Origin of the sequence: Martelella alba, from assembly GCF_005217455.1 — a bacterium.
Lineage (GTDB): Bacteria > Pseudomonadota > Gammaproteobacteria > Enterobacterales > Enterobacteriaceae > Acerihabitans.
In genome coordinates this window covers 100,486-127,257 of sequence record NZ_SZPQ01000019.1, presented here as the reverse complement: position 1 = coordinate 127,257, position 26,772 = coordinate 100,486, and the positions used below count along the sequence as shown (strand labels likewise).

28 protein-coding genes and 1 pseudogene are annotated in these 26,772 nt (G+C 55.2%); 14 read left to right on the top strand and 15 right to left on the bottom strand.

The genetic code is table 11. The features are described 5' to 3' along the window. The first annotated feature begins 2 nt into the window (after positions 1-2). The 4 genes from FCN80_RS14240 to FCN80_RS14230 all read left to right on the top strand — a co-directional run bounded on the left by FCN80_RS14240 (position 3) and on the right by FCN80_RS14230 (position 3,959). Complete coding sequence (locus FCN80_RS14240; RefSeq protein WP_230492675.1) at positions 3-1,343, top strand: MFS transporter; 1,341 nt, start codon at positions 3-5, stop codon at positions 1,341-1,343. Further along, entirely contained in the window at positions 1,340-2,089 is a 750-nt protein-coding gene (locus FCN80_RS14235) for a helix-turn-helix domain-containing protein (protein WP_136990819.1), read from the top strand. Before FCN80_RS14240 ends, FCN80_RS14235 begins: the two co-directional genes overlap by 4 nt. Positions 2,090-2,864: 775 nt before the next feature. Further along, complete coding sequence (locus tag FCN80_RS26455; RefSeq protein ID WP_170975395.1) at positions 2,865-3,011, top strand: hypothetical protein; 147 nt, start codon at positions 2,865-2,867, stop codon at positions 3,009-3,011. Positions 3,012-3,698: 687 nt separating this feature from the next. Beyond that, positions 3,699-3,959, top strand: coding sequence for a cell envelope integrity TolA family protein (locus tag FCN80_RS14230; RefSeq protein WP_136990818.1), 261 nt, complete (start codon positions 3,699-3,701; stop codon positions 3,957-3,959). Between the two features lie 119 nt (positions 3,960-4,078). Here the strand turns inward: FCN80_RS14230 and FCN80_RS14225 are convergent, their stop codons facing one another. Then, complete coding sequence (locus FCN80_RS14225) at positions 4,079-4,339, bottom strand: hypothetical protein (RefSeq protein WP_136990817.1); 261 nt, start codon at positions 4,337-4,339, stop codon at positions 4,079-4,081. Between the two features lie 74 nt (positions 4,340-4,413). Between FCN80_RS14225 and FCN80_RS14220 the strand changes: the two genes are divergently transcribed. After that, positions 4,414-5,625 (top strand): MFS transporter, encoded by a 1,212-nt coding sequence (locus tag FCN80_RS14220; protein WP_136990816.1) that lies wholly within the window; start codon positions 4,414-4,416, stop codon positions 5,623-5,625. Positions 5,626-5,716: 91 nt separating this feature from the next. Here the strand turns inward: FCN80_RS14220 and FCN80_RS14215 are convergent, their stop codons facing one another. Further along, positions 5,717-6,595: a phosphonopyruvate hydrolase gene (locus FCN80_RS14215; RefSeq protein WP_136990815.1), complete on the bottom strand. Its 879-nt coding sequence runs from the start codon at positions 6,593-6,595 to the stop codon at positions 5,717-5,719. Next, entirely contained in the window at positions 6,576-6,797 is a 222-nt protein-coding gene (locus FCN80_RS14210) for a hypothetical protein (RefSeq protein WP_136990814.1), read from the bottom strand. The genes FCN80_RS14215 and FCN80_RS14210 overlap by 20 nt, the downstream gene beginning before the upstream one ends. Positions 6,798-6,836: 39 nt before the next feature. Here FCN80_RS14210 and FCN80_RS14205 point away from each other — a divergent pair, with 39 nt between their 5' ends. The 4 genes from FCN80_RS14205 to FCN80_RS14190 are packed head-to-tail and all read left to right on the top strand — an operon-like array spanning position 6,837 to position 8,521. Then, positions 6,837-7,229, top strand: coding sequence for a hypothetical protein (locus FCN80_RS14205; protein ID WP_136990813.1), 393 nt, complete (start codon positions 6,837-6,839; stop codon positions 7,227-7,229). Further along, a complete protein-coding gene (locus FCN80_RS14200) occupies positions 7,229-7,780 on the top strand; it encodes an RNA polymerase sigma factor (protein ID WP_136990812.1) in 552 nt (183 codons plus the stop codon). Before FCN80_RS14205 ends, FCN80_RS14200 begins: the two co-directional genes overlap by 1 nt. Positions 7,781-7,809: 29 nt before the next feature. Continuing rightward, positions 7,810-8,124 carry an NlpC/P60 family protein gene (locus FCN80_RS14195; RefSeq protein WP_230492674.1) on the top strand — a complete coding sequence of 105 codons (315 nt, stop codon included), beginning with the start codon at positions 7,810-7,812 and terminating at the stop codon, positions 8,122-8,124. A gap of 58 nt (positions 8,125-8,182) precedes the next feature. Beyond that, positions 8,183-8,521 (top strand): hypothetical protein, encoded by a 339-nt coding sequence (locus FCN80_RS14190; protein WP_136990810.1) that lies wholly within the window; start codon positions 8,183-8,185, stop codon positions 8,519-8,521. A gap of 38 nt (positions 8,522-8,559) precedes the next feature. Here FCN80_RS14190 and FCN80_RS14185 read toward each other — a convergent pair. The 5 genes and pseudogenes from FCN80_RS14185 to FCN80_RS14165 all read right to left on the bottom strand — a co-directional run. Further along, positions 8,560-8,976 (bottom strand): annotated as a pseudogene (locus FCN80_RS14185) (transposase family protein); the annotation flags it as partial. Between the two features lie 113 nt (positions 8,977-9,089). Next, on the bottom strand, positions 9,090-10,385 hold the full coding sequence (locus FCN80_RS14180; RefSeq protein WP_136990809.1) for an anaerobic sulfatase maturase: 1,296 nt from the start codon (positions 10,383-10,385) through the stop codon (positions 9,090-9,092). Positions 10,386-10,599: 214 nt separating this feature from the next. Further along, positions 10,600-11,301 (bottom strand): hypothetical protein, encoded by a 702-nt coding sequence (locus FCN80_RS14175; RefSeq protein WP_136990808.1) that lies wholly within the window; start codon positions 11,299-11,301, stop codon positions 10,600-10,602. A gap of 35 nt (positions 11,302-11,336) precedes the next feature. Beyond that, positions 11,337-11,525 (bottom strand): alkaline phosphatase family protein, encoded by a 189-nt coding sequence (locus FCN80_RS14170; protein WP_136990807.1) that lies wholly within the window; start codon positions 11,523-11,525, stop codon positions 11,337-11,339. A gap of 372 nt (positions 11,526-11,897) precedes the next feature. Then, positions 11,898-12,806, bottom strand: a complete 909-nt coding sequence (locus FCN80_RS14165) for a LysR substrate-binding domain-containing protein (RefSeq protein WP_136990806.1) — start codon at positions 12,804-12,806, stop codon at positions 11,898-11,900. 157 nt (positions 12,807-12,963) lie between these two features. On the opposite strand from FCN80_RS14165, the gene FCN80_RS14160 reads away from it, so the two are divergent. The 5 genes from FCN80_RS14160 (at position 12,964) to FCN80_RS14140 (ending at position 20,281) form a co-directional block, all read left to right on the top strand. After that, a complete protein-coding gene (locus tag FCN80_RS14160) occupies positions 12,964-14,469 on the top strand; it encodes a sulfatase-like hydrolase/transferase (protein ID WP_136990805.1) in 1,506 nt (501 codons plus the stop codon). A gap of 79 nt (positions 14,470-14,548) precedes the next feature. Further along, positions 14,549-15,901 carry an MFS transporter gene (locus FCN80_RS14155; protein WP_136990804.1) on the top strand — a complete coding sequence of 451 codons (1,353 nt, stop codon included), beginning with the start codon at positions 14,549-14,551 and terminating at the stop codon, positions 15,899-15,901. Between the two features lie 361 nt (positions 15,902-16,262). Continuing rightward, on the top strand, positions 16,263-17,591 hold the full coding sequence (locus FCN80_RS14150; protein ID WP_136990803.1) for an MFS transporter: 1,329 nt from the start codon (positions 16,263-16,265) through the stop codon (positions 17,589-17,591). Further along, on the top strand, positions 17,588-19,303 hold the full coding sequence (gene ilvD, locus FCN80_RS14145; protein WP_136990802.1) for a dihydroxy-acid dehydratase: 1,716 nt from the start codon (positions 17,588-17,590) through the stop codon (positions 19,301-19,303). Before FCN80_RS14150 ends, ilvD begins: the two co-directional genes overlap by 4 nt. A 60-nt stretch (positions 19,304-19,363) precedes the next feature. Further along, positions 19,364-20,281 carry a dihydrodipicolinate synthase family protein gene (locus tag FCN80_RS14140; protein WP_136990801.1) on the top strand — a complete coding sequence of 306 codons (918 nt, stop codon included), beginning with the start codon at positions 19,364-19,366 and terminating at the stop codon, positions 20,279-20,281. Positions 20,282-20,340: 59 nt separating this feature from the next. Here FCN80_RS14140 and FCN80_RS14135 read toward each other — a convergent pair whose 3' ends face one another. The 7 genes from FCN80_RS14135 to FCN80_RS14105 all read right to left on the bottom strand — a co-directional run bounded on the left by FCN80_RS14135 (position 20,341) and on the right by FCN80_RS14105 (position 26,737). Next, a complete protein-coding gene (locus FCN80_RS14135; protein WP_136990800.1) occupies positions 20,341-21,096 on the bottom strand; it encodes an IclR family transcriptional regulator in 756 nt (251 codons plus the stop codon). A 102-nt stretch (positions 21,097-21,198) separates the two neighbouring features. Further along, on the bottom strand, positions 21,199-22,029 hold the full coding sequence (locus FCN80_RS14130) for a phosphodiesterase (protein ID WP_136990799.1): 831 nt from the start codon (positions 22,027-22,029) through the stop codon (positions 21,199-21,201). Between the two features lie 11 nt (positions 22,030-22,040). Further along, positions 22,041-23,024 carry an ABC transporter ATP-binding protein gene (locus FCN80_RS14125; protein ID WP_136990798.1) on the bottom strand — a complete coding sequence of 328 codons (984 nt, stop codon included), beginning with the start codon at positions 23,022-23,024 and terminating at the stop codon, positions 22,041-22,043. Beyond that, on the bottom strand, positions 23,021-23,827 hold the full coding sequence (locus tag FCN80_RS14120) for an ABC transporter permease (protein ID WP_136990797.1): 807 nt from the start codon (positions 23,825-23,827) through the stop codon (positions 23,021-23,023). Before FCN80_RS14120 ends, FCN80_RS14125 begins: the two co-directional genes overlap by 4 nt. Beyond that, positions 23,824-24,708, bottom strand: coding sequence for an ABC transporter permease (locus FCN80_RS14115; protein WP_136990796.1), 885 nt, complete (start codon positions 24,706-24,708; stop codon positions 23,824-23,826). The genes FCN80_RS14120 and FCN80_RS14115 overlap by 4 nt, the downstream gene beginning before the upstream one ends. After that, on the bottom strand, positions 24,708-25,712 hold the full coding sequence (locus tag FCN80_RS14110; RefSeq protein WP_136990795.1) for an ABC transporter substrate-binding protein: 1,005 nt from the start codon (positions 25,710-25,712) through the stop codon (positions 24,708-24,710). Before FCN80_RS14110 ends, FCN80_RS14115 begins: the two co-directional genes overlap by 1 nt. Beyond that, positions 25,709-26,737 carry a substrate-binding domain-containing protein gene (locus FCN80_RS14105; protein WP_136990794.1) on the bottom strand — a complete coding sequence of 343 codons (1,029 nt, stop codon included), beginning with the start codon at positions 26,735-26,737 and terminating at the stop codon, positions 25,709-25,711. The genes FCN80_RS14110 and FCN80_RS14105 overlap by 4 nt, the downstream gene beginning before the upstream one ends. Positions 26,738-26,772 lie beyond the last annotated feature (35 nt).

Here is a 26,772-nt window from a genome sequence, read left to right as displayed (position 1 = left end):
TTATGATGCATGCAATTTTGGCTGAGCCTGAAAAAAGGATAATGAAAAAGGTCTCTCTGAAAATCAGTCCGTTAATGGTTTTGCTTTACATGATAGCCTATATAGATCGACAGAATATTAGTTTCGCTAAACTGCATATGGTTAATAGTTTGTCGTTGAGTGAAACAGCCTTTGGATTGGGGGCGTCATTATTTTTTATTGGCTATTTGTTATGCGAAGTGCCAAGTAATGTTTTTTTGCATAAATTAGGGGCAAAAGCCTGGTTTTCGAGAATTATGCTGACGTGGGGTGGAATTACTGTCTTGATGGCATTTACCACTAATGCCACTATGTTTTATCTGCTACGTTTCTTGCTTGGCGCGGCAGAGGCCGGTTTGTACCCAGGCCTACTATATTATATGACTCGATGGTTTCCCTTCGCGCATCGTCCCCGGATTATCGGCTTTCTGATTATTGCAAGCCTTGCTGCGAATTTGATTGGTGCGCCTTTGAATGGCCTACTGTTGAGTATTCACGGTGTATTGGGTTTTGAAGGATGGCAATGGATCTTTATTGGTACCGGCATCCCCGCGCTGTTGCTGATTGTTCCCATATTGTTCTGGCTGCCTAACTCACCAGAGAAAGCTAATTTTTTAACCGCTGAGGAGGTCGAGTGGCTAAGTACTACGCTGAAACGCGAACAGGACAAGCATCAGGATCATTCTATTAATGGGGTGCTGAAAACACTTAAAGATCCTCGGGTTTTATTGTTGGCGCTGGTTTTGGGATTCATTTCGTTTGGCGCTTATGGGCTGAGTTATTGGATGCCGACGATCGTGAAGGGCTTTGGTGTTTCAGATCTTAACAATGGCTTTATCAACATGATCCCCTGGCTGATGGCGGTAGTTCTATTGATTTGGATGACCACGAAGCCTTCCCGAACGGCGGATCCGGTGAAAAACATCGCGTTGCCCATGCTGGTTGCAGCAATGGGGTTGGCCGCCAGCGCATTTTTTATCGCCACGCCATGGCTCAGTTTTCTGTGCATTACCATGGTAATTATGGCCATATTTTCGATTCAGCCCTGTTTCTGGTCATTGACCCGCTTCCTCGGAAACACGGCGGCAGCGACTGGGCTGGCGGCGATAAATTCGCTGGCAAATCTGGGGGGATTTTTTGCGCAAAATACGGTGCCCGCGGTACGGGATTTGGCACAAAGCACCAGTGCGCCGATGTATTATCTGGCCTGTTGTATGGCTATCGGCAGTGTTGTCACGCTTGTCACGATTCGCTATCTTCACAAACGTGAAAATAATGAATCCACTGGCTTCCATCCTGTAACGGGTGGTAAAGGAATGTCATGACTGCTTATCGGGCCCCGGCGTTAAGCCGGGGACTTCGTGTCCTTGAATTGATGACCTTGTCTGGAATGCCGATGACAATGAAGGAAATTGTCATGTCGCTCAATCTGAGCTTCAATCATCTTTATCGCATCATACAATGTCTGGAGGAAGAGGGGTATCTACGCTCTGATGAGCAGGGGTACTACTATCTTACCGATAAACTACGCGTGAATCGGCGTTCTGATTTTTTAAAACAGACCTCTGAATTGGACGCTTGTCAGAGCCTAATGAAAGCATTTTCCTGGCAGACCAATCAACCCTGTCATCTTGCGGCGATTAAAGACGGGCAAGTTCGTGTCATCATCCATCAACACCCTGAATTTGCCCCTTCGATCAGCGCTAGGGAAGGGGCGCTTCTCAATACCGTAAAATCCAGTTCCGCGCTACTCCTGTTGGCTCTCGCCGACGAGCAAACCAGTTGGACGTTGATACGACACTATCAGCTTGATGCAACGTTGCGCGGAGCTATGGTTGAACAGCTTTGCCAGATTGCCAAGCAAGGCTATGCAGAGGTTCCTCATGACAGAATAATAGGGTTAACTTCTCTCTCCTGGCCGGTCATTGGGCGGGATGGCCACGCTCACGCGGCTATCACATGTCCTTATTTTGATCACGTACCGGGAGATTATGTGAGTGTCAAGTCTGAATTAGCATTACTGGCAAAAAACCTTGGAAATTTACTTATAGGAGAATCGTCGCAAGTTTGATGGTCACAGGGGTATCACTACTGGCACTGTTCTATAGTCGTTCGGGCGTTGTGACGAAAAATATCAATTTTTTATTAGATTAGCTCATCTCGGCCGCTCTTTTTTTCATCATGTTGTTTGTCCTGTGTCGCGCTGCTACGCGGGATAAACTGGTATCTCAAATGTCTCCAGTTTTTCCGGGGCGGTTCGTGATCGGCAGCCTTCGGTGGCTTGTTCTGGTCGCGTTTTATTTGATGGTCCAGACGCTTTTCTGGCCTACGGGAAACACGGTGATACCCCGGAGCATGTTAACGGGCAATGTTCCTGTGCTGGAACAAGCCGGTCTTATGCGGTGTGTCCGCAAGCAGGAACATAAATTACCCGACGCCTGCCAACTGTAAATTTTAAGACCTAACAGGTAGCAGGTTGGGTTCCTGGTCATGCCCATCCGGAAGTTCCACTTAGAGTGGAAGACGAACGATGTGAATGCCAACTCTCAACCAGCACTGCTGGCAAACGCCCTTGACGATTAGCTCATGGGCGTGTCGCCACATGTTTGGTAGTCAAGGGGGGGATACTCTTGGCTCTGACCGCTATCCCTCAGACGTGACGGCGGGAAAATATCCGTTTTTTCATCATTATAACGTATTGATGCCTCTGTTTTGGGTTTGTTCAGTTTTTTTGAACATGAAGTACAGAAAATTCTGATGGATTATTTTATTAACGATCATTAGTATTAACTCCATCGAAAGCAAAAACGCTTTCTTCCCAACCCAGAGAACAGAGGATTTGAACCATGAAAAAGATCATCGCTGCACTTGCACTCATCACCGCTGTAGCCGTACCGGCAGTTTCCATGGCCGCGCAAAGCGATTATCAGAGCTACGCCAAGACTTATCCTGTAAGCCAGAGCAGCGCTAACCACGTTAACACCGCTGAATAACAACGTGCTTGAATAAAAACAAAAATATTCATCATGACGTTTGTCCTGTGTAGCGCCGCTACGCGGGATAAACTTGCATCTTAACCGTCTCTCTGTTCTTTATTGCCGCTGATACACATCATACTGCAATCTGTCTCTTTGTCGGCCGCGCTAACTTGCCCCAGTCGTAATAATGTTGTTTATGCCCCGTGGGATAATTCATTTACCGTCGCGATGTCACTGGAATGGTCTACAGTCTAGTTTGCTTTATCCCCACTTTATTCTAAAGAGCCTGGCGATTGAGAAATACCAGCAGGTTTTCCAATGGTTTAGGTTTATTATGCTAGTTTATTTTGTGTTGTTAGCCAGTGGCTTACGTTAAAGAACTTTATAATCGATTATCATGGGCGTCGTGACTGCACGGGGCTTCTTGCTTTTACGTAATGTAATGCGCCTTCATGCGGGACGTTTTTTGCCATGCCAATCGTGGGCTATAGCCGGGTAATGTTATTACGCGCGGGAAAATAACTGTTCTGAACAACAAAGAAAGTAAAAGTTTAAAATGAGTTTATAGGGAAGCCAAATACAGTGGGAAACTGCATTATTTATTGTTTGCTCGCGACGTTATCAATATCCATCGGCCATGCCACAGCATCCGAGTTGCCCAGACAATTGCCTGAAGCCTCGGCAGAATTCAAAGGAATCTGTGTGGATTATGCTAAAGAGATCCGAATGGGCATAGAAAGAACTTTGTATTTGAATGAAGATTTTTATGGGAAAGATTGCATTCTTCACGTGACCTTTTTGAAAACGGGTCAGGTGAGCAAAAACTTGCGGGCCGAGGGATATGCCCCGCTTTGCCAAGCTGCGGTGAAGGCTGTTCGCAAAGCCGATATCCCGGCTGTTCGGGATAGAAAATACAAGGCATGTCCACGGCAAATAGTATTAGATATCAAACCGATAGAATGATGCATAATACCCGGCATGGCGTTATTCGGCGAATGCGTCGCTTGGGTCGTCTGATATCAGTCCTTGTCGGTCATGTGGCAATGCGACCGCGAGCGTATCACTTTCTGCGGTATGGCGCGTTATTTCTCAAAAGTGGCCATGCCATCTTGCTTTCCGCCATTGAAATGGCCATTATTCTGTTCAACAACGATTTCAGGCTCGTCAAACTTCACGTTGCGTGTGATGTCCCAATCCAAAGCGAACCCTTCACGGCCATTGACGGTGACTATGCCAGTCTGGAAGTTCAGTGAACATGCCATGGTGACATACCCTGAATTGCGGGTCTTTCCCTCGTCGGTAAGTTGCGGCGGCGGTGGCCCCACCATGCTGGCACGTCGCATGCCATGACCTGCCCCGGTTAATGGGAAAAAAAGGCGGAAACTGGCTGGCCGCTTAATGACAAACTGGAGAAATCATGGCCCGTTCCTATCGCGAAATGCTGGCGACCCCTGGTGTCGCCGGGTTGGTTTTCGCGACATTTATCGTCCGTTTGCCGCAGGCGATGATGAGTATCGGTATCATTACCATGCTGGTTCAGCAACGCGGCCTTTACTGGCTGGCGGGATCGGTGGCGGCGACATTCACCCTGGCGAATGCCCTGATCAGCCCGTTGGTATCCCGATTTGTCGACCGGCACGGCCAGAGCCGGGTCCTGCCGTTCGTCACCCTCTTCAGCGCGGCCATGTTGCTGGCGCTGTTGTTCGCCGCCAACCGGTCGGTTTCGACCCCGCTACTGTTTATTCTTGCCGCGCTGGCCGGCACCATGCCGAATATGCCGGCAATGGTCAGAGCGCGCTGGACCGCGCTTTTTCGCGGCAAGCCCCAACTCCATACGGCATTTTCCTTTGATTCGGTGTTAACGGAACTGACATACATCATCGGTCCGCCGCTGGCTATCGGCCTCAGTACGGATGTGTTTGCCGAGGCAGGGCCGTTGGCCGCCATCGCGCTGTTGCTGATCGGCATGACGATATTTCTTCGGCAACGGCAAACGGAACCGAAGGTGGTTGGGCGCGGCGATAGCCACGTCGGCCGTTCCGTGTTGCGCATCCCGGGCCTGCTCACCATTATTCTGGCATTTTGGGCCATGGGTGTGGTGGGGGGAGCAATCGACGTGTCGGTTGTCGCGTTCGCCAATGCGCAACGCTGGCCGACAGCGGCCAGCTTCATCTTGGCCGCCTATGCCCTGGGGTCGATGACCGCTGGCTTGGCTTTCGGCATATTCAGAACGGCGCTGGCCATCGAAAAGCAGTTTCGGGCCGGCATTTTGGTGACGGCCGCGACGGCCATGCTGCCCATCTTCTCGCCCAATGTGTTTGTCTTGGCAGTGTTTATCTTTATGGCCGGTTTATCTTTTGCACCGACAATGGTCATAGTCCTGAATCTCGCCACCCGTATCGTACCCCCGTCCCGGCTCACAGAAGGACTGACCTGCATGATGGCGGGTATCAGCACCGGCGTCGCGTGCGGCGGCGCCCTGGCTGGACGGATCATTGATACCTTCGGCGCGCGAGCGGGATTTGCCGTTCCCATCGCCGCCGGGTTGGTGATGACCCTGGTCACGTCCATCGGTTTGCGCGCGCTTCGCGATGCGGTTGAAGGGCAGGGGCGACGGTCGGCGGCCTGAGAACCTCCGGGCCGGCCGATTCATCATACCCGGCCGCGACAGTATTTCTCGCGCCAAATAACCGATATGCAGATATTCGGCCCGGCAATGGCTACCGAACGAACTTCTTTTCAATTTTCCGCATACGGCTGTCGCCTTGCAACGCGAGGATGTCTTTTACGCTGGATAATGCGGCGTCGACATGCTGTATGCCGCCGTCCCGACGGATTTGCGCGAAAACGTTTCGCATGGCGCCGACCGCCGCGCGTATGGCATGGTTGCCATAGATAATCACACCGACTTTGCCGGTGGCGGCGATATCCTTTTCGGTAAGTTGAGGATAGGCGGTCGGGATCAGGACCAATGGCGCCTTACCTCGCCAATTTCTGACAAAGGTCATGATTTCATCGGGTGTCGTTTGCCTAGAGTGCACCACGATGGCGTCGGCCCCCGCTTCTTCGTAAGCGTGCGCCCGGCGCTGCGCTTCATCCTGTCCCAAATCCGCTATCAGCGCCTCAGTGCGGGCGATAACCACCAGATTCCGATTGTGGCGGGCTTCGATTGCCGCCGCCACTTTGCCTTGGAATTCCTCTATGCGCACCAACCGGGTTTTGCTTGCCGTACCCAGGCTGGTGTCTTTGGGAAAGGGTTTGTCCTCCAGCACCACCGCCGACACGCCGGCTGCCTCGTATTGCGGAACGATGTAGCTGACATTGACGGCATTGCCGAAACCCTGATCCATATCGGCGATAAGCGGCGCCGAAACTTTTGCCGCAATGGCGCGCATCATTTCCAGATGGGTGGACAGCGAGAGAATATTGGCATCCGGTACCGCGAAACTTGCGGCAAGTTCAAACCCGCTGCCCCATATACCGTCGAATCCGGCTTCCTGAGCGAGCAGGGCGGCAAGGGGATTGTGGGCCGCCATGGCCGTGAACAGCCGGCCCTGTTCAAGGGCCTGCCTTAAGGCATTATTCGAGATTTCCGGCATGATTTCTCCAGAAAAAAACAATGAAACACGATGAGTTAGGTAAAACGGGCCGAAGCGGCGGGAGAATATCGCCTGGCCGGATAATCAGTATACCGCATGTTGGAGCCTGAATGATGATGGCTGTGATTCGGCATTCAGGGAAACCCGATGGGGCGATTTTTTCATTTTCTTTGCTTGTTGCGGCAATATTTGCGCCGCTCATACGTCTACCTTATTACGAAGCGATTAAAAGGAGAGACACATGAGATATTTTGGTACCCATCGGCGGCATCCGGCCAGATTCGGCCTGCTTTTTCTGGTCATGGTGGTTGTGCTGACACTGCTGGTCATGAGCTTATGGAATACTTTGTTTCCAGCATTATTCGGTTTCAAAAGTCTCAGTTTCTGGAACGCGCTCGGGCTTTTGGTGCTCTGTAGGATATTATTCGGCGGTATGGGCGTGGGACCGCTAATGTTCAAAATGGCGCGAGATAACCGGCAACTGCATGAGCGATGGCTGAGAATGAGCGATGAAGAGAAGCAGGCTTTTTTTCAGGCTCGTCAGTGGGGGCACGGTCGTAACTGCCGTCGATGCGGGCCGGACGCGCCAGAGGATAGCGAATCGTCTGAATCCAGAGAGCATACGGGGCAGTAATGGTCGAAGCCGACAACGCCAAACCCGCGTTCTTCCTTGCTGCGCTGTTCGCCTGCCGGGATAGACTCAGGGCTTTCATCCGCCGCCGTTCCGCCGTGCTGGAGGACACGGACGATATTTTGCAGGAAATCACGATGCAACTGATGGCCGTGCAGCAGCCGGTTGAAAATGTCTCGGCCTGGTTGTTTCGCGCCGCACGGAACGAAATGACCGATCGCGCCAGGAAGAAGCGGGACGTGCTTTTTACTGATGTATTCGATGAGGATGATTTGGCGGATCCCTTGAAGGCGGTTTTATTCGGTGTGGCGCAGACGCCGGAAGATGCCGGGTTGCGCGTGCTGTTCTGGGATGAATTGGCGCGCGCGCTGGCCGACATGCCGCCAGCGCAGCGGGAAGTTTTCGAAAAAACGGAACTGGAGGATTACAGCTTTAAACGACTGGCGCAAGAAACCGGGTTGCCGGTGCAAACCCTGTTATCGCGCAAGCACAAGGCCGTGCGCTTCCTGCGCGTCAGGCTGGCTTGGCTGTATGATGACATCATGCTGCCCTAGCGCTTTCGTCCGTTTTCATGAAATTCATTATGAGCTACTATCGTGAAGTCTATGGCATCGCATTGCCGGACTACCGGGTGGATTACTGCTGGTGGGAACGGGGAGAAAACCGATATAGGGACAACTGGCGAGGCGCGGGATTCAGGGAAGTCGTCGGGCCGCCGCGCGCTGGCGATATCGCCATCATCCAATGGTCGGCGCCGGTGGCTAACCATGCCGGGGTGATCCCGGCGGGAAATCGGTTCTTGCATCATAAATATGCCTTCCTGAATCAAAACGAGCCTTACGGCGGTTACTGGAAAGATCGAACAATAAAAATTATTCGTCATCAAACGGTTTGGTGATTTTCCCGGCTGCCGGCGGGTGCTATGCTGCCGTCAACAACTTGACGGGAATAACCTTATGAAACACATCATGTTAGCGGCGTTGGCGTTCACTCTGGCAGGCTGTGCCTCCACGGTTACGGATTTACGGCAAACCAAGCCGGTTATGGACGGCTATTCGGCTAAACCGGTATCGGTGTATAGCGAGTGTTTGCTGAACAAATGGAGTGAACACAGCTATTTGCAGCCGGTTATCGCCAAATCATCGTCGGACGGCGACACGCTGCAATTCAAGGATTTTTGGGATGGCACGGTGTTTTTGGTCGATGTTAAAAAAGCCGGTGGCGGCAGCCATTTCACGTTGTACCGGAGTAGAGCGATCAGTTTCTATGAGGAAGCCCTCCTTTCTTGTAAATAAACCGGCTTCGGCGCTGAGGGATCCCCACCAAATCAGCGCTAATAAACCAGCACCCTACTTCGGTAGGCTCTGGCGAGGTGGTTAGGAACGGCATCCAGTGCCGTTCGTTTTAAAATTAACAAAGAGTGTCTCAAGACATTCTCCGCTAACGTCAGATAAGATATCACCCGTCGCGATTTCAGGCTATTTGCCTGATGCTTCAGATATCATCCTTTTTTTTCAGCAGGATAACCAAGTAACCACATGATGCTACTGGCCAGTGTCGCCAGCAGGCTCAACACCCTGATTCGCCCTGCCGTACCGCTGTGGCTGGCACGAAGACCAAAACCGAAGCGCTCACTTTTTTCATCCCTGAAGCTCTGCTCTATCTGCATTGCTCGTCTGTATAACTTAATGATTTTACACGGCTTATATTCATCCGTACTGCTAAAAATGAGCAAGGGTTCTTTTGCCGCTGCGCGTTCATTTTTACCCGCCCATTACCGGGTATTCCTCAGCACTTACATGATTGTTTCTGTGCCTCGCTGTTAACTTCCTTGCCGCCACGATGCCACTTAAATGAGTTACCCTATTCCTTAGGCCAACTGGCCGTTCCGCTGCCAAGGTCCGGGAAAGGATTCGGCGACGCAACGGCCGTCTCGTTTGTGGTCTCGCGTCCGGCGGCGATAATGGCGGCGACGTCCATTACCAGGGCCGGCGGGCGGCCTTCGGCGATTTGTCTGGCCATATAGCGCATATACGGATCCATATGGCTAAACATCGCCTTGTAACCCGCGCATAAATGATTGTGCCATTTCCCCTCGACCTGGTGGATGCGATGCTTCGGGCAGCCGCCGTGACAGGTGAAACGCCATTCGCACTGCCGGCAGGGTTTGGCGATGTCCGTCTTCATCAGGCCGAATTTGCGCTGGCCTTTGCCATAAACCAGGCGCTCCAACTCATCGGTCTTAATATTGCCCAGCCGATGGGTCGGGTAAACATAATGATCGCAACTGTAAATATCGCCATTTTGCTCGATAACCAGACCGTGGCCACAACTGGGGCGCATCAGGCACAGGCTGGACTGCCCCCCCATCCAGGCGGCCAGGGCGTTATCGAACAGTTGCACGAATACGCGCCCTACGTCATGCCGCACCCAGTGATCGAAGATGGCGATAATGAACTCCCCATAGGCGTCGCCGGAAACGGACCAATCCGTCAAGCAGCGTGGGTCGGTGCTTTGCGGGTAGATCAATTCGCCATGTTGCCGATAAATGGCCCGCTGTTCCACCACCGGGATAAACTGCACGAAACGTGCCCCGAGTTCCCCGGTGATAAAGCGATAAATTTCCAGCGGCGCTGTGGCGGTCTTATTGTTCACCACGGTCAGAACATTGAACTCCACCTGATGGCGGTGAAAAAGTTCGACGGCATTGCGCACGTTTGCGAATACCGATTTGCCGCTGTGCGTTTTCCGGTAAGCATCGTGCAACCGCTCGGTGCCGTCGATGGAAATACCCACCAGGAAATGATGCTCGGCCAAAAACGCCGCCCAGCGGTCGTCTATCAGCACGCCATTGGTCTGCAAGCTGTTGCGGATAACCTTTTGCCCGGCGAATTGCCGTTGCCAATACAGCACCCGCTCGAAAAACGCCAGACCGGCCAGGGTCGGCTCGCCGCCCTGCCAGGTGAACTCCACCTCCGGCGCCGGGTTTGCGGCGATATACTGCCGGATATAGCTGCGCAACACCGTATCATCCATATGGCGTTCGGTTTTGCGCGGTTTCAACGTACCTTGCTCTTTTTCCAGGTAAAAACAGTAGTCGCAAGCAAGGTTGCACTGATAGCTGGTGGGTTTGGCCATTAAATGGAAAGCGTGTTTCATCGCAAGACTGCCTTCAGATTTTCTTTGGATGAGGTTAACGTGTCGATAAACGCTTTTTTATGTTCGTGCTCAAGAACATCGTCGATATACATAACGCCGGTGGGAAAAGCGGGAAATTCCGGCGCGCTTTCCAGCGGCGCCAATCCGCGGCAGCGGGCCTCTTCTTCCAACTGCCGGGGCAGGGCAAGGATACAACGGCTACGTTATACCAGGGTCATGGCATTTGAAACGGAAAAGACCTCAAAGCGGATCCGCGCCGGCGGGATAGGCAACAGGTAAGGATCGTGCAAATCGCCCTCGTCCAATCCGTGTTTGAGCAACACCCAGTCGCAGTTGGCGAGTTGCCGGGCGGTGATAGGTTTCTTTCTCGGCGCACGAAATCGGCATTGATAAGATCCCGGTCGGCGGAGATGCCAAGGCGCAACCATTCGTCCGCCGGCGCCTGTGTGGCCAGCAACGCCTGCGACAGCTTGCGAATGCATTCCGCTTCCAGATCGGGATCGATGAGGGGATGTTCCTGCCGGTGATCCGCCTGTAAGTCAAACAGCAGATTACCGTGGGCATAGGCGCTATAAAAACCCGCCGTCCCGGGAATTTTGAACACCGGCATGTCGCAGGTAAAACTCAACCCCCGATACAGCACGGCATCGCGTAGCTCTTCGGCGTTGAACAGGCGACGCATGCGCATCGGCATTAAGGTGTATTCATAAAGCGGCGTATTATCAAGCGTCCGGCTGCCGCGCATATAAACGAAACGGCCGTCGGTAATGGACGCATGGGCGCCGAAATAGCCAAACAGCGCGGTGTCTTTTATGGGCTGGCGCGAGGCGATGATCGGCGTCAATGACTCGCCGGTCATCGCGGCGGTTTTACCGATGCCGAACGCCTCCAGCAGGGTCACGGATAGATCATGCATTTGCGCCAGTTGGTCGCGGGTTTCATTGGCGACGCCTAATCGCGGATCCCAGATAAAAAAGGCACATGGGCAATCTCATTGTAAACCGGCATGACGCTTTTGCCGGACCACTCTTTCTCACCGAACAAAAAACCGTGGTCGGTATTAACAACCAGCATGGTATCCCGCCACAGGTCGTACTCATCGAAAAAATCAAGCACCTTGCCCAGATACTCGTCGCACATCAACATCAACGCCTGATAGTGTTTTTCGCCATAGGCGACTTTTTATGGGTCGGCGATGCTTTCCGTCGAGCGAATCCCCCGCCGATGGCGTAACAGACTTTGTCAGACAATTTGAGTTCTTGCATTTTTTATTATCACCAGCATGGTCGTTAGGGTATACAGAACGACTTATTATTAGAACAGCGCCACGGCTGGGAATAATTGTTTGTTTCGCGCGAGTATAGAGTAATCCTATAGCCGGTACGCCCAAGTAAAAGACCAGGACTTTACTCTATTGTAAATACCTGTTTTTATTTTTTCCCCAGCGGGGAAACGTTCCGTTAGCCGCCAGGGGATAAGTGGTTGAAAATGTGATGTCGATCAGATGTGTATTCACGCGGGGTAGGGGTTCTCCAGTGAAGAGCTTATTCCCCTGGCGATACGAATAAAATTTTTGACGAGGGTTTTATTATTGTCATCACGCCAGGCGATATCCAATTCAGCATAAGGCGATTCCATACCGGCGATGTTGCGATAAATCACTCCGTGATTATTATTCCTCGCCACCGACAGGGGGATCAGGGCCAATCCCATCCCCGCCCCGACCAGACTCAGCAAGGCATGCAACTGATTTACCTCCTGAACGATAATCGGGAACATGCCGTGCCGTTTGAAGATTGGCATAAATTTACTATTGATATACCTGGCCTTTTCAATTGAGGTAAAGATGAACTTTTCGTTGTTCAACTGACGAAAATCCACTTCATCAAATGCGGCCAGATCATGCTCCCGCCACATGGCGATTACGTAGGTTTCCCGTAGCAGCGTGGCGGAGCGAAGCCAGTCGGCATCAAACATCGGCCGTAACAATCCCACATCGATTTTGCCCTGTTGCAGGGCGCTAAACTGCTCCCCCGAGGTCATTTCATGCAAAGAAATCCGCACATCCGGGTACTGCCTGCGAAAGGCGATAAGCAGGGGGGAAAGTATGCTGAATGGCGCGGCATCCACATAGGCGATGGTCAGTTTGCCTAATTGCCCTTTTGCCGCCCGGCGCGCCGTTTCGACTGCTTTATCAATCTGGGTTATGACATCCTGGGCGTCGCTTAAAAAAACCTGCCCGCAGTCCGATAGCCTGACCGACCGCTTGGTACGCTCGAATAGCGCCACGCCCAATTCTTTCTCCAGACGGGCGATTTGCTGGCTTAATGCGGACTGCGTCAGCCCCAGCCGCGAGGCGGCGCGGCTGAATTGCAGTTCTTCCGCCAGGACCAGAAAGGAAATCAGACTTTTTTGATCCATAAATGTGATGTGCTCGTAAAATTTTCATAACTAATAAGTAACATTAATTTGTAGCATGTTTTTTATTAATTATCCTGTTCAATATCCCAGAAATGCGTGTCGCGTCGCATCGGCCTTATCGCCGTCGGCGTGGCGCAGAAAACCCAGGAAATATAGGATGGAAAAACCACTGACGGCTACCGGCGCGCAACCGCGTCCCAATGTGCTGTTTATCAGCGTCGATCAATGGCCCGGGCATTTGTTCGGTTTCGCGGGCAATCGTACTATCGACACCCCAACCCTCGATAATCTGGCGCGTAACGGCGTTTATTATCCCAATGCTTTCGCCGAATGCCCCATTTGCATTCCAGCCAGACGTAGCATGATGACCGGTACATCGCCGCGCAGGCACGGCGACAGACTGTTTCAGCCCGCTTTGCCGATGCCGCCGTTGCCCACTTTGGCGAAAACGTTTGTTAATGCCGGTTATCAGGCGCTGGCCACCGGCAAGTTGCATGTGTATCCGCCGCGCGACCGGATAGGCTTTGAGGAAGCTTTTATCGCCGAGGAAGGCCGCAGCCATTTGGGCGGCGTGGATGATTATGAAATTTTCCTGGCCGAACAGGGACATGCCGGCGAGCAGTTTATGCATGGCATGAGCAATAACGAATACAGCTGGCGCACCTGGCACCTTGAGGAAAAACTGCATGTCACCAATTGGATAACCGCCACGGCGGCCAAGCACATCCGGCGGCGCGATCCCACCCGTCCGGCCTTTTGGCATGTCTCCTATACCCATCCGCATCCGCCGATCACGCCGCTGGCCGCCTATTTTGAGCGCTACCGCCATCGCGACATGGAAAAACCGCAACGGGGAAGTTGGTCGGACCGTGAAAATCTCCCCTATGCGCTAAAAATGGCGCGACAGTTATGGCCGGCGCTAAGCGACGCGCAATATGCCGATATGCGCCGGGCTTTCTATGCGCAATGCACGCATATCGATCATCAAATCCGACTGCTTATCGGCTCGTTGCGGGAAGAAGGCATTCTGGATAATACCGTGATCCTGTTCACCAGCGATCATGGCGACCTGTTGGGTGATCACCACCTGTTCGCCAAGCGGTACCTCTACCAGGGATCGGCACAAATCCCGATGATCCTGGTGGAATGCGCCTCTGCCCCCGAACAGCGCAGGAACCGGATCGACCATCGCCTGGTCGGATTACAGGACATCATGCCGACATTGTTATCGCTGTGCGGTATTCCCGTGCCGGAAAGTTGCGAGGGTTTGTCCATGGCCGGCTCCGTAACCCGGGAGTCTCTGTATTGCGAAGCATTAGGCGGGCCGCTGGCCACCCGAATGATCACCGACGGCCGATTCAAATTGATTTGGTATCCGGCCGGGAATCATTTTCAACTGTTCGACCTGGGCAAGGATCCCCATGAGCTCACGGATATCTACGCCCAGGCGGAATACGGCGACATCGGCGGCGCATTGCGGACGCGATTGCGGCGTGAATTGTATGGCGAAGATCTGCAATGGGTTGACGGCGAGCAGTTTATCGGCTGCGCGGAACCGGCGGTTACTGCGCCGGCCAATCGGGGGTTATCGGGTCAAAGGGGGATCCATTACCCGCCGTTGCCCATGGCAAGCGATCCCGGCCATGTTGTGGGATTCGGTTAGGTTATCCGGCACGCGGGCAATAAGACAATGTGAACTATAACGAGTCTATAATTTAATTCATTCTGGAAGGTAGAGCGATATGACACAAGAACCGACAGCATTGCCGGCGGATGCCGCATTGCATAATGATGAGCTGGCCAGAACATCGTTTAATAAGATTGCCGCGCGATTATTGCCTTTTCTGGTGTTATGTTATTTTTCCGCGTTTCTCGATAGGGTTAATGTCGGTTTCGCCGCCTTGACCATGCGCGGAGATATCGGGTTGTCCGCCATCGTTTTCGGTTTGGGCAGCGGGATTTTTTTCATCAGTTATTTCCTTTTCGAAGTTCCAAGCAATCTCATGCTCGATCGCGTCGGCGCCCGGCGCTGGATTGCCCGGATCATGATTTCCTGGGGAATACTTTCCGCCTGTTCGGCGTTTGTCTGGAACGGTACGTCTTTTTTGGTTATCCGTTTTTTGCTTGGCGCCGCGGAAGCCGGGTTTTACCCTGGTATTTTGGTCTATCTGACCCAATGGTTTCCCAATAAGAAACGCGCGCAGATTATTTCCGTATTGTTGCTGTCCAATCCGCTGGCAACCATCGTCGGCGGGCCGGTATCGGGATTTATTTTGCAATACGGCGCCCATTATGGTCTGCGGGAATGGCAGTGGCTGTTTATCCTTGAATCCATTCCCGCTATAGTGCTGGGGTTTATCGTATTATTCCGACTGCCGGAAAAGGTCGAGCAGGTCCCTTGGCTGACGGTGGATGAAAAAAAGGCGGTCAGGCATGTCCTTGATGTGGATATGCGCGAGCGTCGGCAGACCGCAAAGGTGGCGTTAGCCAATATTTTTTTCCACCCGTATGTATTGAGTCTGGCGCTGGTTTTCCTGGGGATTTCGATGACCAACGCCACGGTGAATTTTTGGTTGCCGCAACTGATTAAAAGTTCGGGATTCTCACTCCTGGCGACCGGTTTTCTGTCGGTTATCCCGTATGTGGCGGCCGTGTTGGCGCTGCTGATCTGGGGCAAACGCTCGGATCGGAAAAACGAACGCGTATTTCATATCATTGCCCCGCTGGCGCTATCCATCGTCGGCATCGCCATTACCGCCGCCGGCCATCAACCCCTGTACAATATCCTCGGGCTGACTATGGCCTCCGCCGGATTGTTTGCCGTGCTGCCGGTATTCTGGACACTGCCGCCGCAATTTATGGTGGGCGCCGCGGCGGCGGGCGGGATCGCGGTGATTAATTCCATCGGTAATCTGGGGGGATTTTTCGGACCTTCGGCCATGGGCTATATCAAGGATATGACAGGCAGTTTTTCCTCAGGTCTGATGGTCAACGTGGTGATGTTATCCGTCAGTCTTATCACGGTTATCCTGTTTTCCTATAAAACGGGCCTTCGACGCCTCAACCGGGCGACGCAACAGTCGCCGAAACCCTGACGGCGGCGTTCCCGCCCAGGCGCGTCTTAACCGCCGTCCTCAAGGCCGCGTAACAGCGGCCGTTTTCCCGTTCCGGTCCTTCGCGCCGCCCGCAGACGAAGCGGTTTCTCAGACGGCATGCGCCGGCGAAAGCCGCTACCCGTAGCGACGATGGCGATGTGTTAATGCTTTTGGCTGTTTTGGCTACCGGTCGGATCACGATCCACCGCTAACTATGCGCATCATCACAAATCCGCTATTTCCCCTTTATGCGCATTGACTGCGCAGCGGCAACAGCGCACCATTATCAAAATACAGAACAATAGTTCTATATACAGAACTAAAACCATACCCTTTCAAATGACTGTGAAGGAACGGAGCAATGACCACTGTTTCAGATAAGCCCCTGACCCGGGGGCGTTGGTTGCATATCATTCCCGCCACGATACTGGTCTATATCGTGGCATACATGGACCGGACCAATATCGCCATCGGCATCGCCGGCGGCATGGAAGAAGACCTGGGCATGGCGGCTTCTTTCGCCGGCCTGGTGGCGGGCATCTTTTTTATCGGATATATCTTCCTGCAGATCCCGGGGGGACAAATCGCCGAGCGCTATAGCGCCAAAAAACTTATCGCGTTCACCATCATCGCCTGGGGCGGTTTTGCCCTATTGACCGGTTACGTGCGCAGTCCCGCCGAATTGCTGATGATTCGCTTTACCCTTGGCGTGGCGGAAGGGGCGGTGTATCCCGCCATCCTGGCACTCATAGGCCATTGGTTCCCCAATGAGGAGCGCGCCAGGGCGATCGCTTATTTTCAAATGAACCTGGCGATTGCATCGATTATCACGGGCCCGCTGTCCGGTTGGCTGATTGAACTGCACGGTTGGCGGATCATGTTTATTGTGGAAGGGGTCTTGTCGCTCGGTTTGCTCTTTGTCTGGCTGCCGCTGGTGTCCGATCATCCCTATCAAGCGAAATGGCTGGACCCCCGTGAACGGGACTGGATCGCGCAAAAACTGGAGCAGGACCGGTTGCTTAGCGTCGGGAATTGCGACAGCAGCGTGAGAGACGTTATCGGCAGTCTCAATCTTTGGAAGCTGGTAGGCATTTACTTTTTGGTCCAGGTGGGTTTTTACGGCTTTGCGCTGTGGATGCCCAATTTGATTAAACATCTTACCGGCAGCGGTATGACCACCGTGGGATTTTTAACCGCGGCGCCCTATGTGTTGTGTGTATTCGGGCAATATTTCATCGCCAAGTGGTGCGACAAAACCCTGAACCGCCGGTTGTACACCGCTATTCCCTTGCTCGGGTTTGCGCTTTGCCTGACTTTGTCGCTGCTCCTGAAAGACAATGTCTGGCTCGCTTACGGCATGATGGTGATTTGCGGCTTCTTCCTGCAAGCTTATGCCGGTCCGTTCTGGACCCTGCCGCCTTTGCTGTTCACGTCCAATGTGCTTGGCGGCGTGCGCGGCACCATCAATGCCCTGGGTAATATCGGCGGTTTTATCGGCCCCTATCTGGTGGGTTTGCTTACGGTCGCTCTCAGCCAGACCGCCGGCTTGTTTGTGTTGGTTTCCGCTTTGCTGCTGGCGGTGGCGCTCCTATTTACGTTGCCGGGCATCACCGCCCGTCCGTTGGGGACGCAACAACCCGCCAAGACGGAAAACGCTCCGCTGCTTAAACATCAAGGAATTGCAAAATGAACCAGAAATGTCATAACGCCCGTGATCTGTGGTCGCAACTCGACGCCCTGCGGATGGGAATGAACTACAGCAAGGAAGATATCAATAAGCCCCAGGTCCTGGTGGACGATTGCTATGGCGAAAGCTATCCGGGAAGTTTCCATCTCAACGCCTTAGGCGATGAGGCGGTGCTGGGGGTGCATGAAAGCGGCGGCCGGGCGGTTCGTCATCATGTTACCGATATCTGTGACGGCTGGGGGCAGGGCCATGACGGCATGAATTACATCCTCGCCTCGCGCGAGGCCATCGCCAATATGGTGGAAATTCATGCGTCGGTGGTGCCTTACGACGCCGGCGTGCTGATTTCCAGTTGCGATAAATCCGTGCCGGCGCATCTGATTGCCGCCGCCCGTTTGGATCTGCCCCTGGTACACATCCCAGGGGGGGCGATGCGCCCGGCGCCCAATATGGGTACCTCCGATTTGGGCGGTTTGACGGCCAAACTGAAGAAAGGAGAAATTGGCGTTCAGCAGGTGGAAGCCATGCAACAGTGCGGCTGCCCGACGGCGGGGGCCTGCCAGTTCATGGGTACCGCCAGTACCATGCAATGCCTGTCCGAGGCATTGGGATTGGCGTTGCCCGGTAGCGCCATCATCCCGTCGACACTGGCGGAAATTCGCCGCGTGGCCCGCGCCGCCGGCCATCAGGCCATGTATCTGGCGGAAAAGAATATCACCAGTCGCAAAATTTTAACGCCCGCCGCATTTGAAAACGCCATTAAGGTACATGCGGCCATCGGCGGCAGCACCAATGCGATGATCCATTTACCGGCCATAGTGCATGAACTGGGATGGGAGTTGAAACCGGCGCTATTCGATAACATTAACAGCCAGATTCCCTACCTGACCAATATCCAGCCGAGCGGCCAATATGTGACCGAGATGTTTTGGTTTGCCGGCGGCGTGCCCATGGTGCAGTGGCTTTTGCGCGACCAGCTTGATTTGGATGTCATGACGGTCACCGGCCGTACCCTGGGCGATAACCTGGAAATGCTACAGCAGTCCGGCTTTTTCACCCGTAACCACGGCTATTTGAGTAACTACCGCGTTGCGCCCGAAGAAGTCATCCGTAAACCGGAAAACGCGACGAAAACCGGATCTATCGCCGTACTGAAAGGCAATATCGCGCCAGATGGCGCGGTGATCAAATATGCGGCCTGCCATCCCGATATGCACCATCATGTCGGCCCCGCCCGGGTGTTCAATTCCGAGGAGGATGCGCAGCAGGCCATTATTCACAACCACATCGAACCCGGCGATGTGCTGTTCATCCGCTATGAGGGACCCAAGGGCTCCGGCGCGCCGGAAATGCTGATGACCACCGACGCCATCGTTTATGATCGCCGGCTGGACGGCAAAGTGGCGCTTATTACCGATGGCCGTTTTTCCGGCGCCACCAGCGGACCTTGCGTGGGGCATGTGTCTCCCGAGGCGGCGGACGGAGGACCTATCGCCCTGGTACGGGACAATGATCTTATCGAGATGGATGTCGCCGGTCGTGCGCTGAATATGATAGGCATCGACGGCCAGCGCCGGTCGCCGGAAGACATTACCCGCGAGCTGGCCTTCCGGCGGGAGCAGTGGGTGAGGCCGGATTACTCCGATCGGCGCGGGGTATTCAGACAATTTACCTTGCACGCCGCATCCCTGATGGCCGGCGCCTATACCGAGTAACAAACCCACCGGGCGTCGCGCACCAGAGGCGCCCGGTCCATCTCTTCGAAAGGAAAAAAAATGTCGAACTTAGCACAGTTTAGCGGCGTCTTCCCACCGGTACCGACCGTGGTTGATGAACAGGGACAATTGGACAAAGCGGGTATGGCGGCCCTGATTGATGATCTTATCGGCAAGGGCGTCAACGGGTTGTTGTTTCTGGGCAGTGGCGGCGAATTTTGCCATATGACCAAAGAACAGCGGTTCGCCGTTGCCGAGTTCTGCGTCCGTCATGTCGCCCGGCGGGTGCCGGTGCTGCTTGGCATCAGCAGTAGCGCCACGACGGAAGCGATTGAGTTCGGCAAGCACGCCGACAGCCTTGGGGTGGATGCCGTTTTGACGTTGAATCCGTATTATGCGCGTTTAACGGACCAGTCAATCTACCGGCATTTCCGCCAAATCGCCGAGAATGTGCGCACGCCGATCATTATCTATAATTTCCCGGCTCTGACCGGCCAGGATATCACTATTGCCGTGCTTAAACGGCTGGCCGCCGATGTCCCCGGTATCATCGGTATCAAAGATACCGTGGACAACATCAGCCACATACGGGAAATCATCAATGAAATCCGGCCGTTGCGTCCTGACTATGTTATCTTTTCCGGATACGACGAGTATATGCTGGACAATCTGATCCTGGGCGGCAACGGCGGCATCCCCGCCACGGCGAATTTCGCGCCGGAAATCACCTGCGGAATTTATCACGCCTGGCGGGACAAGGATTACGCCACCCTGTTCGCGTTGCAACGCAAACTGGCGTCGCTCTCCACTGTCTATAGCCTGGATACGCCCTTTTTCGGCATCGTCAAGCAAGCCATCCGGTTGTGCGGGCTGGATATCTCCACCCAGGTACTGACCCCGGCGCTGCCGGCCGATGAAGAAAAAACGGCCGGGCTTATCACCGTGCTTAAGCGGGCCGGTTTGCGTCTGACGGTTTAAGCGGCGGCGCGGTTGGCGCGCCCATTGGCCGGCGGGCCGTTTGCCGGTATGACACGGCTTCAGCGCAACCGGGCGGAGAGCTTGTGTCCCGCGTCTATCATTAACTGCGCCAGCGATTCCCGTTTATCGTCCGGCATCTGGAACGTGACGCCGGATACGCTCAGCGCCGCCACCACGTTTCCCCGCGAATTGCAAACCGGCACGGCAATGCAACGCACGCCGGGACTGTCCTCTTCATTATCATAACCCCAGCCTCTGGCGCGAATCTGCGCCAGCTCGTTTTTCAACTGGCCGATATCGGTGATGGTGGCCGGGGTATAACGGGCCAACGGCTGGCTGGAGGGCAGCAGCGCATCAAGCTCCTCTGGCGCAAGCCAGGCTATCAATACCTTGCCAAGGCCAGAACTGTGCAGCGACAGGCGTTTGCCTTCCCAACTGCGGATAATGATGGCCTGGGGGCTTTCCACTTTAAGCAGATAAATGGGCGCCGCGCCCTCCAGCACTCCGAGATGGCAGGTCAACCCGGTGGAATCCCTGATTTCCTCTAAAATGGGCAGGGCGATTTTTTTGATATCATATTGTTCGGCGGCTTTGTTGCCCAATTCGTACAGGCGCAGTCCAAGATAAAATTTGTCTTTATCCTGGCGCAGCAGGCCATGCGCCAGCATGCCATTCAATAGCGATGACGCGCTGCTCTTGGCGATACCGACGTTCTGATAAATCTGGGTAAAGGTCGCGCCCTGGGTCTGCGAGAGGTAATCGCAGATGCGCACGACTTTATCAAGGGCAGGGACAGGCGTTGTAATCGATTTCATAGGCTAATCAGCGACTCATCCGTTTTTTTCTTTTGTGAATCGCCAGTATACCCGTTTGCCTACCCGAAGGCAGTCTTCGTCAGGCGGCCTTTGCGGTTGCTATTAATCGATAAGCCCGTGTTCGTCGTAAAACGGCCAGGGGCCATCGAACCGGCCGATAGGACAATAGTGCGTGACGATGCCCTGGTCCTGACGCCAACGGTGCAGCAGCAATCCGGGCGGCTCCAGTACGAAGTTGGCCGGGCCGTCCGGCGAAAAATCCGGCGCCACTTGATGCGCAAGGCCCGGCGCGCTGCACACCGGGGTGCTTCCCAGCCGCGTGACCATGAAGCGATGTACATGGCCGCAAAGCAGCAGCTCGACCTGCGGCGCGCCGGCCAGCAAATGCTGAAGTGGTCGGGTATCGCGCAGATTCTGCCGATCCATATGGCCGATTCCGCTATAAAACGGATGATGGTGCAGCATCACCACGGTGGGTTTTGCCGGCAAGGCGGCCAATTGCCGCTCTAACCATTCCAGCCGCTCGGCGCACAACGCTCCCCAGGGTTGTCCGGGGACGGTGGAGTCCAGACCTATCAATCGCAGTGGGAACCGGTCCGTCGTCCAGTGGAGAAACGCTCCCTGGCAAGGCAGCCAGTCTTTATCGGCAAAGGCCTGACGAAACGCCGCGCGATCATCGTGATTGCCGGGAATGGCGAACCAGGGGGCGGACAGGCGGTCTAGCGCCCGGCGCGCTTCGGCATATTCTTCCGGGCGACCGAAATCGGTCAAATCGCCGGTAACGACCACCGCGTCGGCAAGCGGCGTCAGTGCGTTGATTTGGGCCACGCCGTTTTTCAGCGCGCCAAGGGTATCCACTTTGCGGTATGACAGCCGGCCGCCGGCCTTGATGTGCAGGTCGCTTATCTGGACCAAAACAAAACTTTTTTTCAACTACGGACTCCTCAAGAAAAAGGATCGATACGAAACAAATCCGTGACGGCGGCGTGCAGCCCCACCCGCTGACCCGGCGACCAGCACTCTCGCGCGGGGCAGTCCACCAGTATCGGGCGCTCCTGGCCGGTGTTGACCTGTACCCGCTGAGTCTGGCCGAGAAAGGTGCTGTGCAGGACATTGCCGCTTATCAGCGCGCCGTCGTTGTCCCCCAGGCGGAGGTTTTCCGGGCGGCAATAATAGGCGCCGGTAGGCAATGACAGGCGGTTAATCGCACCAACGAAATCCGCGACGAAGGTCGTGGCGGGGCGCTGATAAATGTCGCGCGGCGTACCTATCTGCTCAATACACCCGTGCCGCATCACGGCGATCCGATCACCCAGCGCCATGGCTTCTTGTTGATCGTGGGTCACATAAATCGATGTGATTCCCAGCCGGCCAAGCAGCGTGCCGATATCCTCGCGCAGTTTCTCGCGCAATTTGGCGTCCAGCGCCGCCAGCGGTTCATCGAACAACAGCACCCGTGGCCGTGCCGCCAGCGCCCGGGCTAGTGCCACCCGTTGTTTCTGCCCGCCGGACAATGCCTGCACTTGTCTATCGGCGAAGTCGCCTAAATCCACCATCGCCAGCATTTCCGCCGCCCGGGCGCGGATTTCCGCTGCCGGGAGGCGTTGGATACGCAATCCATAGGCCACATTGCCCATCACATCCAGGTTGGGAAAGAGCGCATAGCTCTGAAATACCATGCCGACGTTGCGTTTCTCAATGGGCAGCGCGGAAACATCTCGTTCGTCAAACCATATCTTTCCTCCCGGATCGCTGCGCTCCAGTCCGCTGATGATTCTCAGGGTCGTGGTTTTACCGCAGCCGGACGGGCCAAGCAGCACCAGATTCTCCCCAGGGCGGATATCCAGGTCCAGCGGGCGGAGCGCCACATGGTCGCGATCAAATGTACGCGCGCAGCGGCGCAGGCGGATCCCGACAGGTTGTGTCATATCGCTTTTCCTTGATGTTTCGCCGCCTGCGCGGCGGGACGGCCGAGAAAATGCAACCCCGCCAACAACGGGATCAGCATGATCAAAAACAGCGTCGTGTAGGCGGAGCCGATCTCCAGCCGCAAAGAGGCATAGCTGTCGGCCAGGCCCACGGGCAGGGTCTTGGTCAACGGGGTATGCAGCATCCAGGTAATATTGAATTCGCCCACCGACAGCGTCACCACCATAAAGGCCCCGGCGATGACCCCGGACAGACAATTGGGCACCACCACCGTCAGAAAACGGCGCAAGGCCCCCGCGCCAAGACTGGCGGCGGCTTCCTCCATCTGGCGCATATCCACCGCTTTCATCACGGCCAGTACCGGACGTACCATAAACGGCAGTGTGAACAAGACATGGCCTATTAAAATAAACGTCCAGCTTTGTCGTAAAACGGAAAATCCGCCATAAACCAGCAACAGTCCCAGCGCCGTGGCCAGCCCCGGCACCGCCACAGGCAGCATCAGGCACTCTTCGATGACGGCGGCGAACCGCGTTGAACTTTGCGACAGCCCCCAGGCGGCGGGGACGCCCAGCGCCACGGTACACATAAGGCAGGCCAGGGCGATGATCAACGACAACCAAAACGTCGGCGCATACATCCCCCAGACTTCCCCTATCCAGCGCAAGGTCAGCCCGCTTCTAAGCCCGATAAAATAGTTTTCGGTAAAACCCGCCATCACCGACATGCCCACCGGTACGATCAGGAACAGGCAGACCAGCAAGGTTACGGTGCATTGCAGCCATAGCAGCGGCCGGTTCATAGGGCGGCCTCCGCGGTCACCGTGGTGAAACGGCGCGCCAGCAGCAATGCCGCCCAGGTCACCAGGCCCAGCAGTACCGACAACGCCGCCGAGGTGGCGAAATTGGCATAATTGGTAAATTCTCCATAGATCGTCAGCGGCAACACGTTGAGATCGGTACCGAGGGTGAACGCGGTGCCGAAGGCGCCCATGCAGGTCGCGAAGCACAATGCGGCGCTGGAGAACAGCGCCGGCGCCAGCCCCGGTAAAATCACGTCCGCCGCAATTCGCCAACTGCCGGCGCCCAGCGAACGCGCGGCCTCTTCCAGGTTGCGATCCAGTTTGCCGCAAGCGGCGGTTAGCGTCATGATGACACGGGGGAGAGAGAAATAAAGATACCCGAGAAACAGGCCCGTCATGCTGTAGGCGAAAGTCCAGCGTTCATTGGTCAATGCCATGCCCAAATGGGCGAACAGGCCTTGCCGTCCGCCAAGCATGATAATCAGAAAACCGACCACTACCCCCGGCAACGCCAGGGGAAAGGTGAGAAGCGCCAACAACAATCCCTTGCCTGGGAAGCGCCGACGGGCGAGAAAAAACGCCACTATCGTGGCGATCGCCACTGTCGCCAGCGCCACGGCGATGGAAAGCAGCAGGGTGGCAACCAGACTTTGCAGGTATCGCGGGTGCGTCAATACAATCCAGTAGGCGTTTTGCCGCGAGCTATTGTCCAGCGTGGTACCCAGCGCCACCAGATAAGCAAAGGGTATCAGCCAGAAGGCGCAGAATACCGCGAGCGCCGGCGCCAGGGCGAACCCGGCGGCGCGCGGCAGGCGGAATCGGCGCCGGCGCCGGACCGGATTGCCGAACCCCGGCGCGGCGATTTGCCGGGAAAACGGCATCACTTCACCTCACTCATATAGCGTGCCGCAAAGCCTTTTTGCGCCTCCGCCATTTGCTGATAATTCACCGTGCGGGCGCGGGCATAGTCGCTGTCCGGCAGAAACTGCGCCTTGGCGGCGGCGGACATGGCGCTTTGTCGCACCGGGCGCAGCCAAGCGTTGGCCCAGATGGCCTGGCCGCGGTCCGAGAGCACATAATCAATCACCTTTTTGCCTTCTTCGGCATGCGGCGCGTTCTTCACCAGGCTGATGACATAGGGAACCTGGATACTGCCTTCTTTGGGAATTACAAAGACGACATGCGCGTGATCTTTGTAGCGGGCGCGGTAAGCGTCGAAATCATAATCGAGCAGAATAGGGATTTCGCCGGACAGCACGCGGGCATAAGATGTTTGTTTCGGGACGATTGGTTCGTTTTTGATCAGTTTTTTGAAATAATCGATGCCCGGCGTGAAGTTATTCAATGTACCGCCTTTCGCCAGGTTGACCGCCACGGCGGCGGCATAGCCGACAAAAGCGCTGGCCGGGTCGAGATACCCCACCATGCCTTTATATTCCGGTTTGAGAAGATCATCCCAGGACTGAGGGACCGGAGCGCCGTTCAGCGCATCGACGTTAACCATAAAGCCGATGGTGCCGGAGTGTATCGCCACCCATTTACCGTCGGGATCCTTCATGTCCGCGGGGATAGCGTTCCAGCCCGCCGGGCGGTAAGACGCCAGCACGCCGGTTTTCGCCGCCTGGATGCCAAAGGTCACGCCGAGATAAACCACATCCGCCACCGGATTGGCGCGTTCGGCCACCAGTTGGGCCAACGCCTGGCCGGAGTTTTTGTTGTCCGGCGGCACGACGATGCCGGTATCCCGCTTGATGGCGGCAAGCTGAGCCGCCCAATCGGCCCATTCCGGCGGACAGTTATAGCAGATGGCGGTAGCCGCCCGGGCTTGCGCGGACAGCACCATGGCGCCGGCCAGGCAAAGTGATGCAAGAACGGAGGTTTTCATGACGTTTCCCCAATGGTGGTACGATGGTTGAGAGGGGCCGCGGCGATACTTTCGCCATGGCGAAGGGTGAAATCAAGAATTCGCGACGCGGCATTCCCGCCGGCCAACAGCGCCATCAGGTTTTCTATGGCTGCTTCGCCCAGCATGCGGCGCGGCTGGACCACCGAGCAAAGCGACGGATACACCATTTCGCCGAGCGAGATGCCGTCGAACCCGACAATGGACAACTGCTCCGGTATGCGATAACCGATGCGTTGTAAACTGCCGATGGCGCTAAGCGCCAGCATGTCGTTGGAACACAGCAGGGCGGTCAGTGCCTGCGCCCCCGATAGCCAGGGCCGGAGCATATCGACTTCCACACGCGTGTGGTGCGCCATCTCAATCAACGGCAGCGGGACGACGTTTTGTTCTTCCATGGCCTGGCGATAGCCCAGGTATCGCAGGCGGGCGCGATCGGATTGCCGCACTGGCCCGGCCGCCATACCGATGCGGATATGGCCGAGGGATAATAGATGGCGTGTCGCCTGGTACATTGCCCGTTGATTGTCGACGCTGACGGTAGCGAATCGGCAATCAGCGGCGGGATTATGCACTAACACCACGGGCAGGCTTTCCCGCTCCAGTAACGTCAGGCATTGGCTGTGCCGGGCGTCGGCCACGGTAAGCACCAGACCGTCCACCCGATGGCGGAGCATCTGTTCCAATACCACGGATTCACGCGCCGGATCGTAATCGGTGGTGGCCACCATCAGCGAATAGCCGTGCAGGCGCGCAGTGTTCTCCATCCCCTGCAACTGTTCGCTGAATACCGGATTGGCCAGTGTGGGTATCATCACGCCGAGGATTCGGGTGGACTGGGTCCGCAACTGGCGCGCCACATAGTTCGGTCTAAACCCCAGGGTTTTTGAGGCGGCATAGACCTTTTGGCGGGTGGCCTCCCGAACCTTATCCGGGTCCGAAAAGGTTCGGGCGGCGGTGGCGCGCGATACGCCGGCCAGTCGGGCAACACTCAATAAATCCGTCATCGCCACTCCTTGCGCATGTTTGCGATCGATCTCAT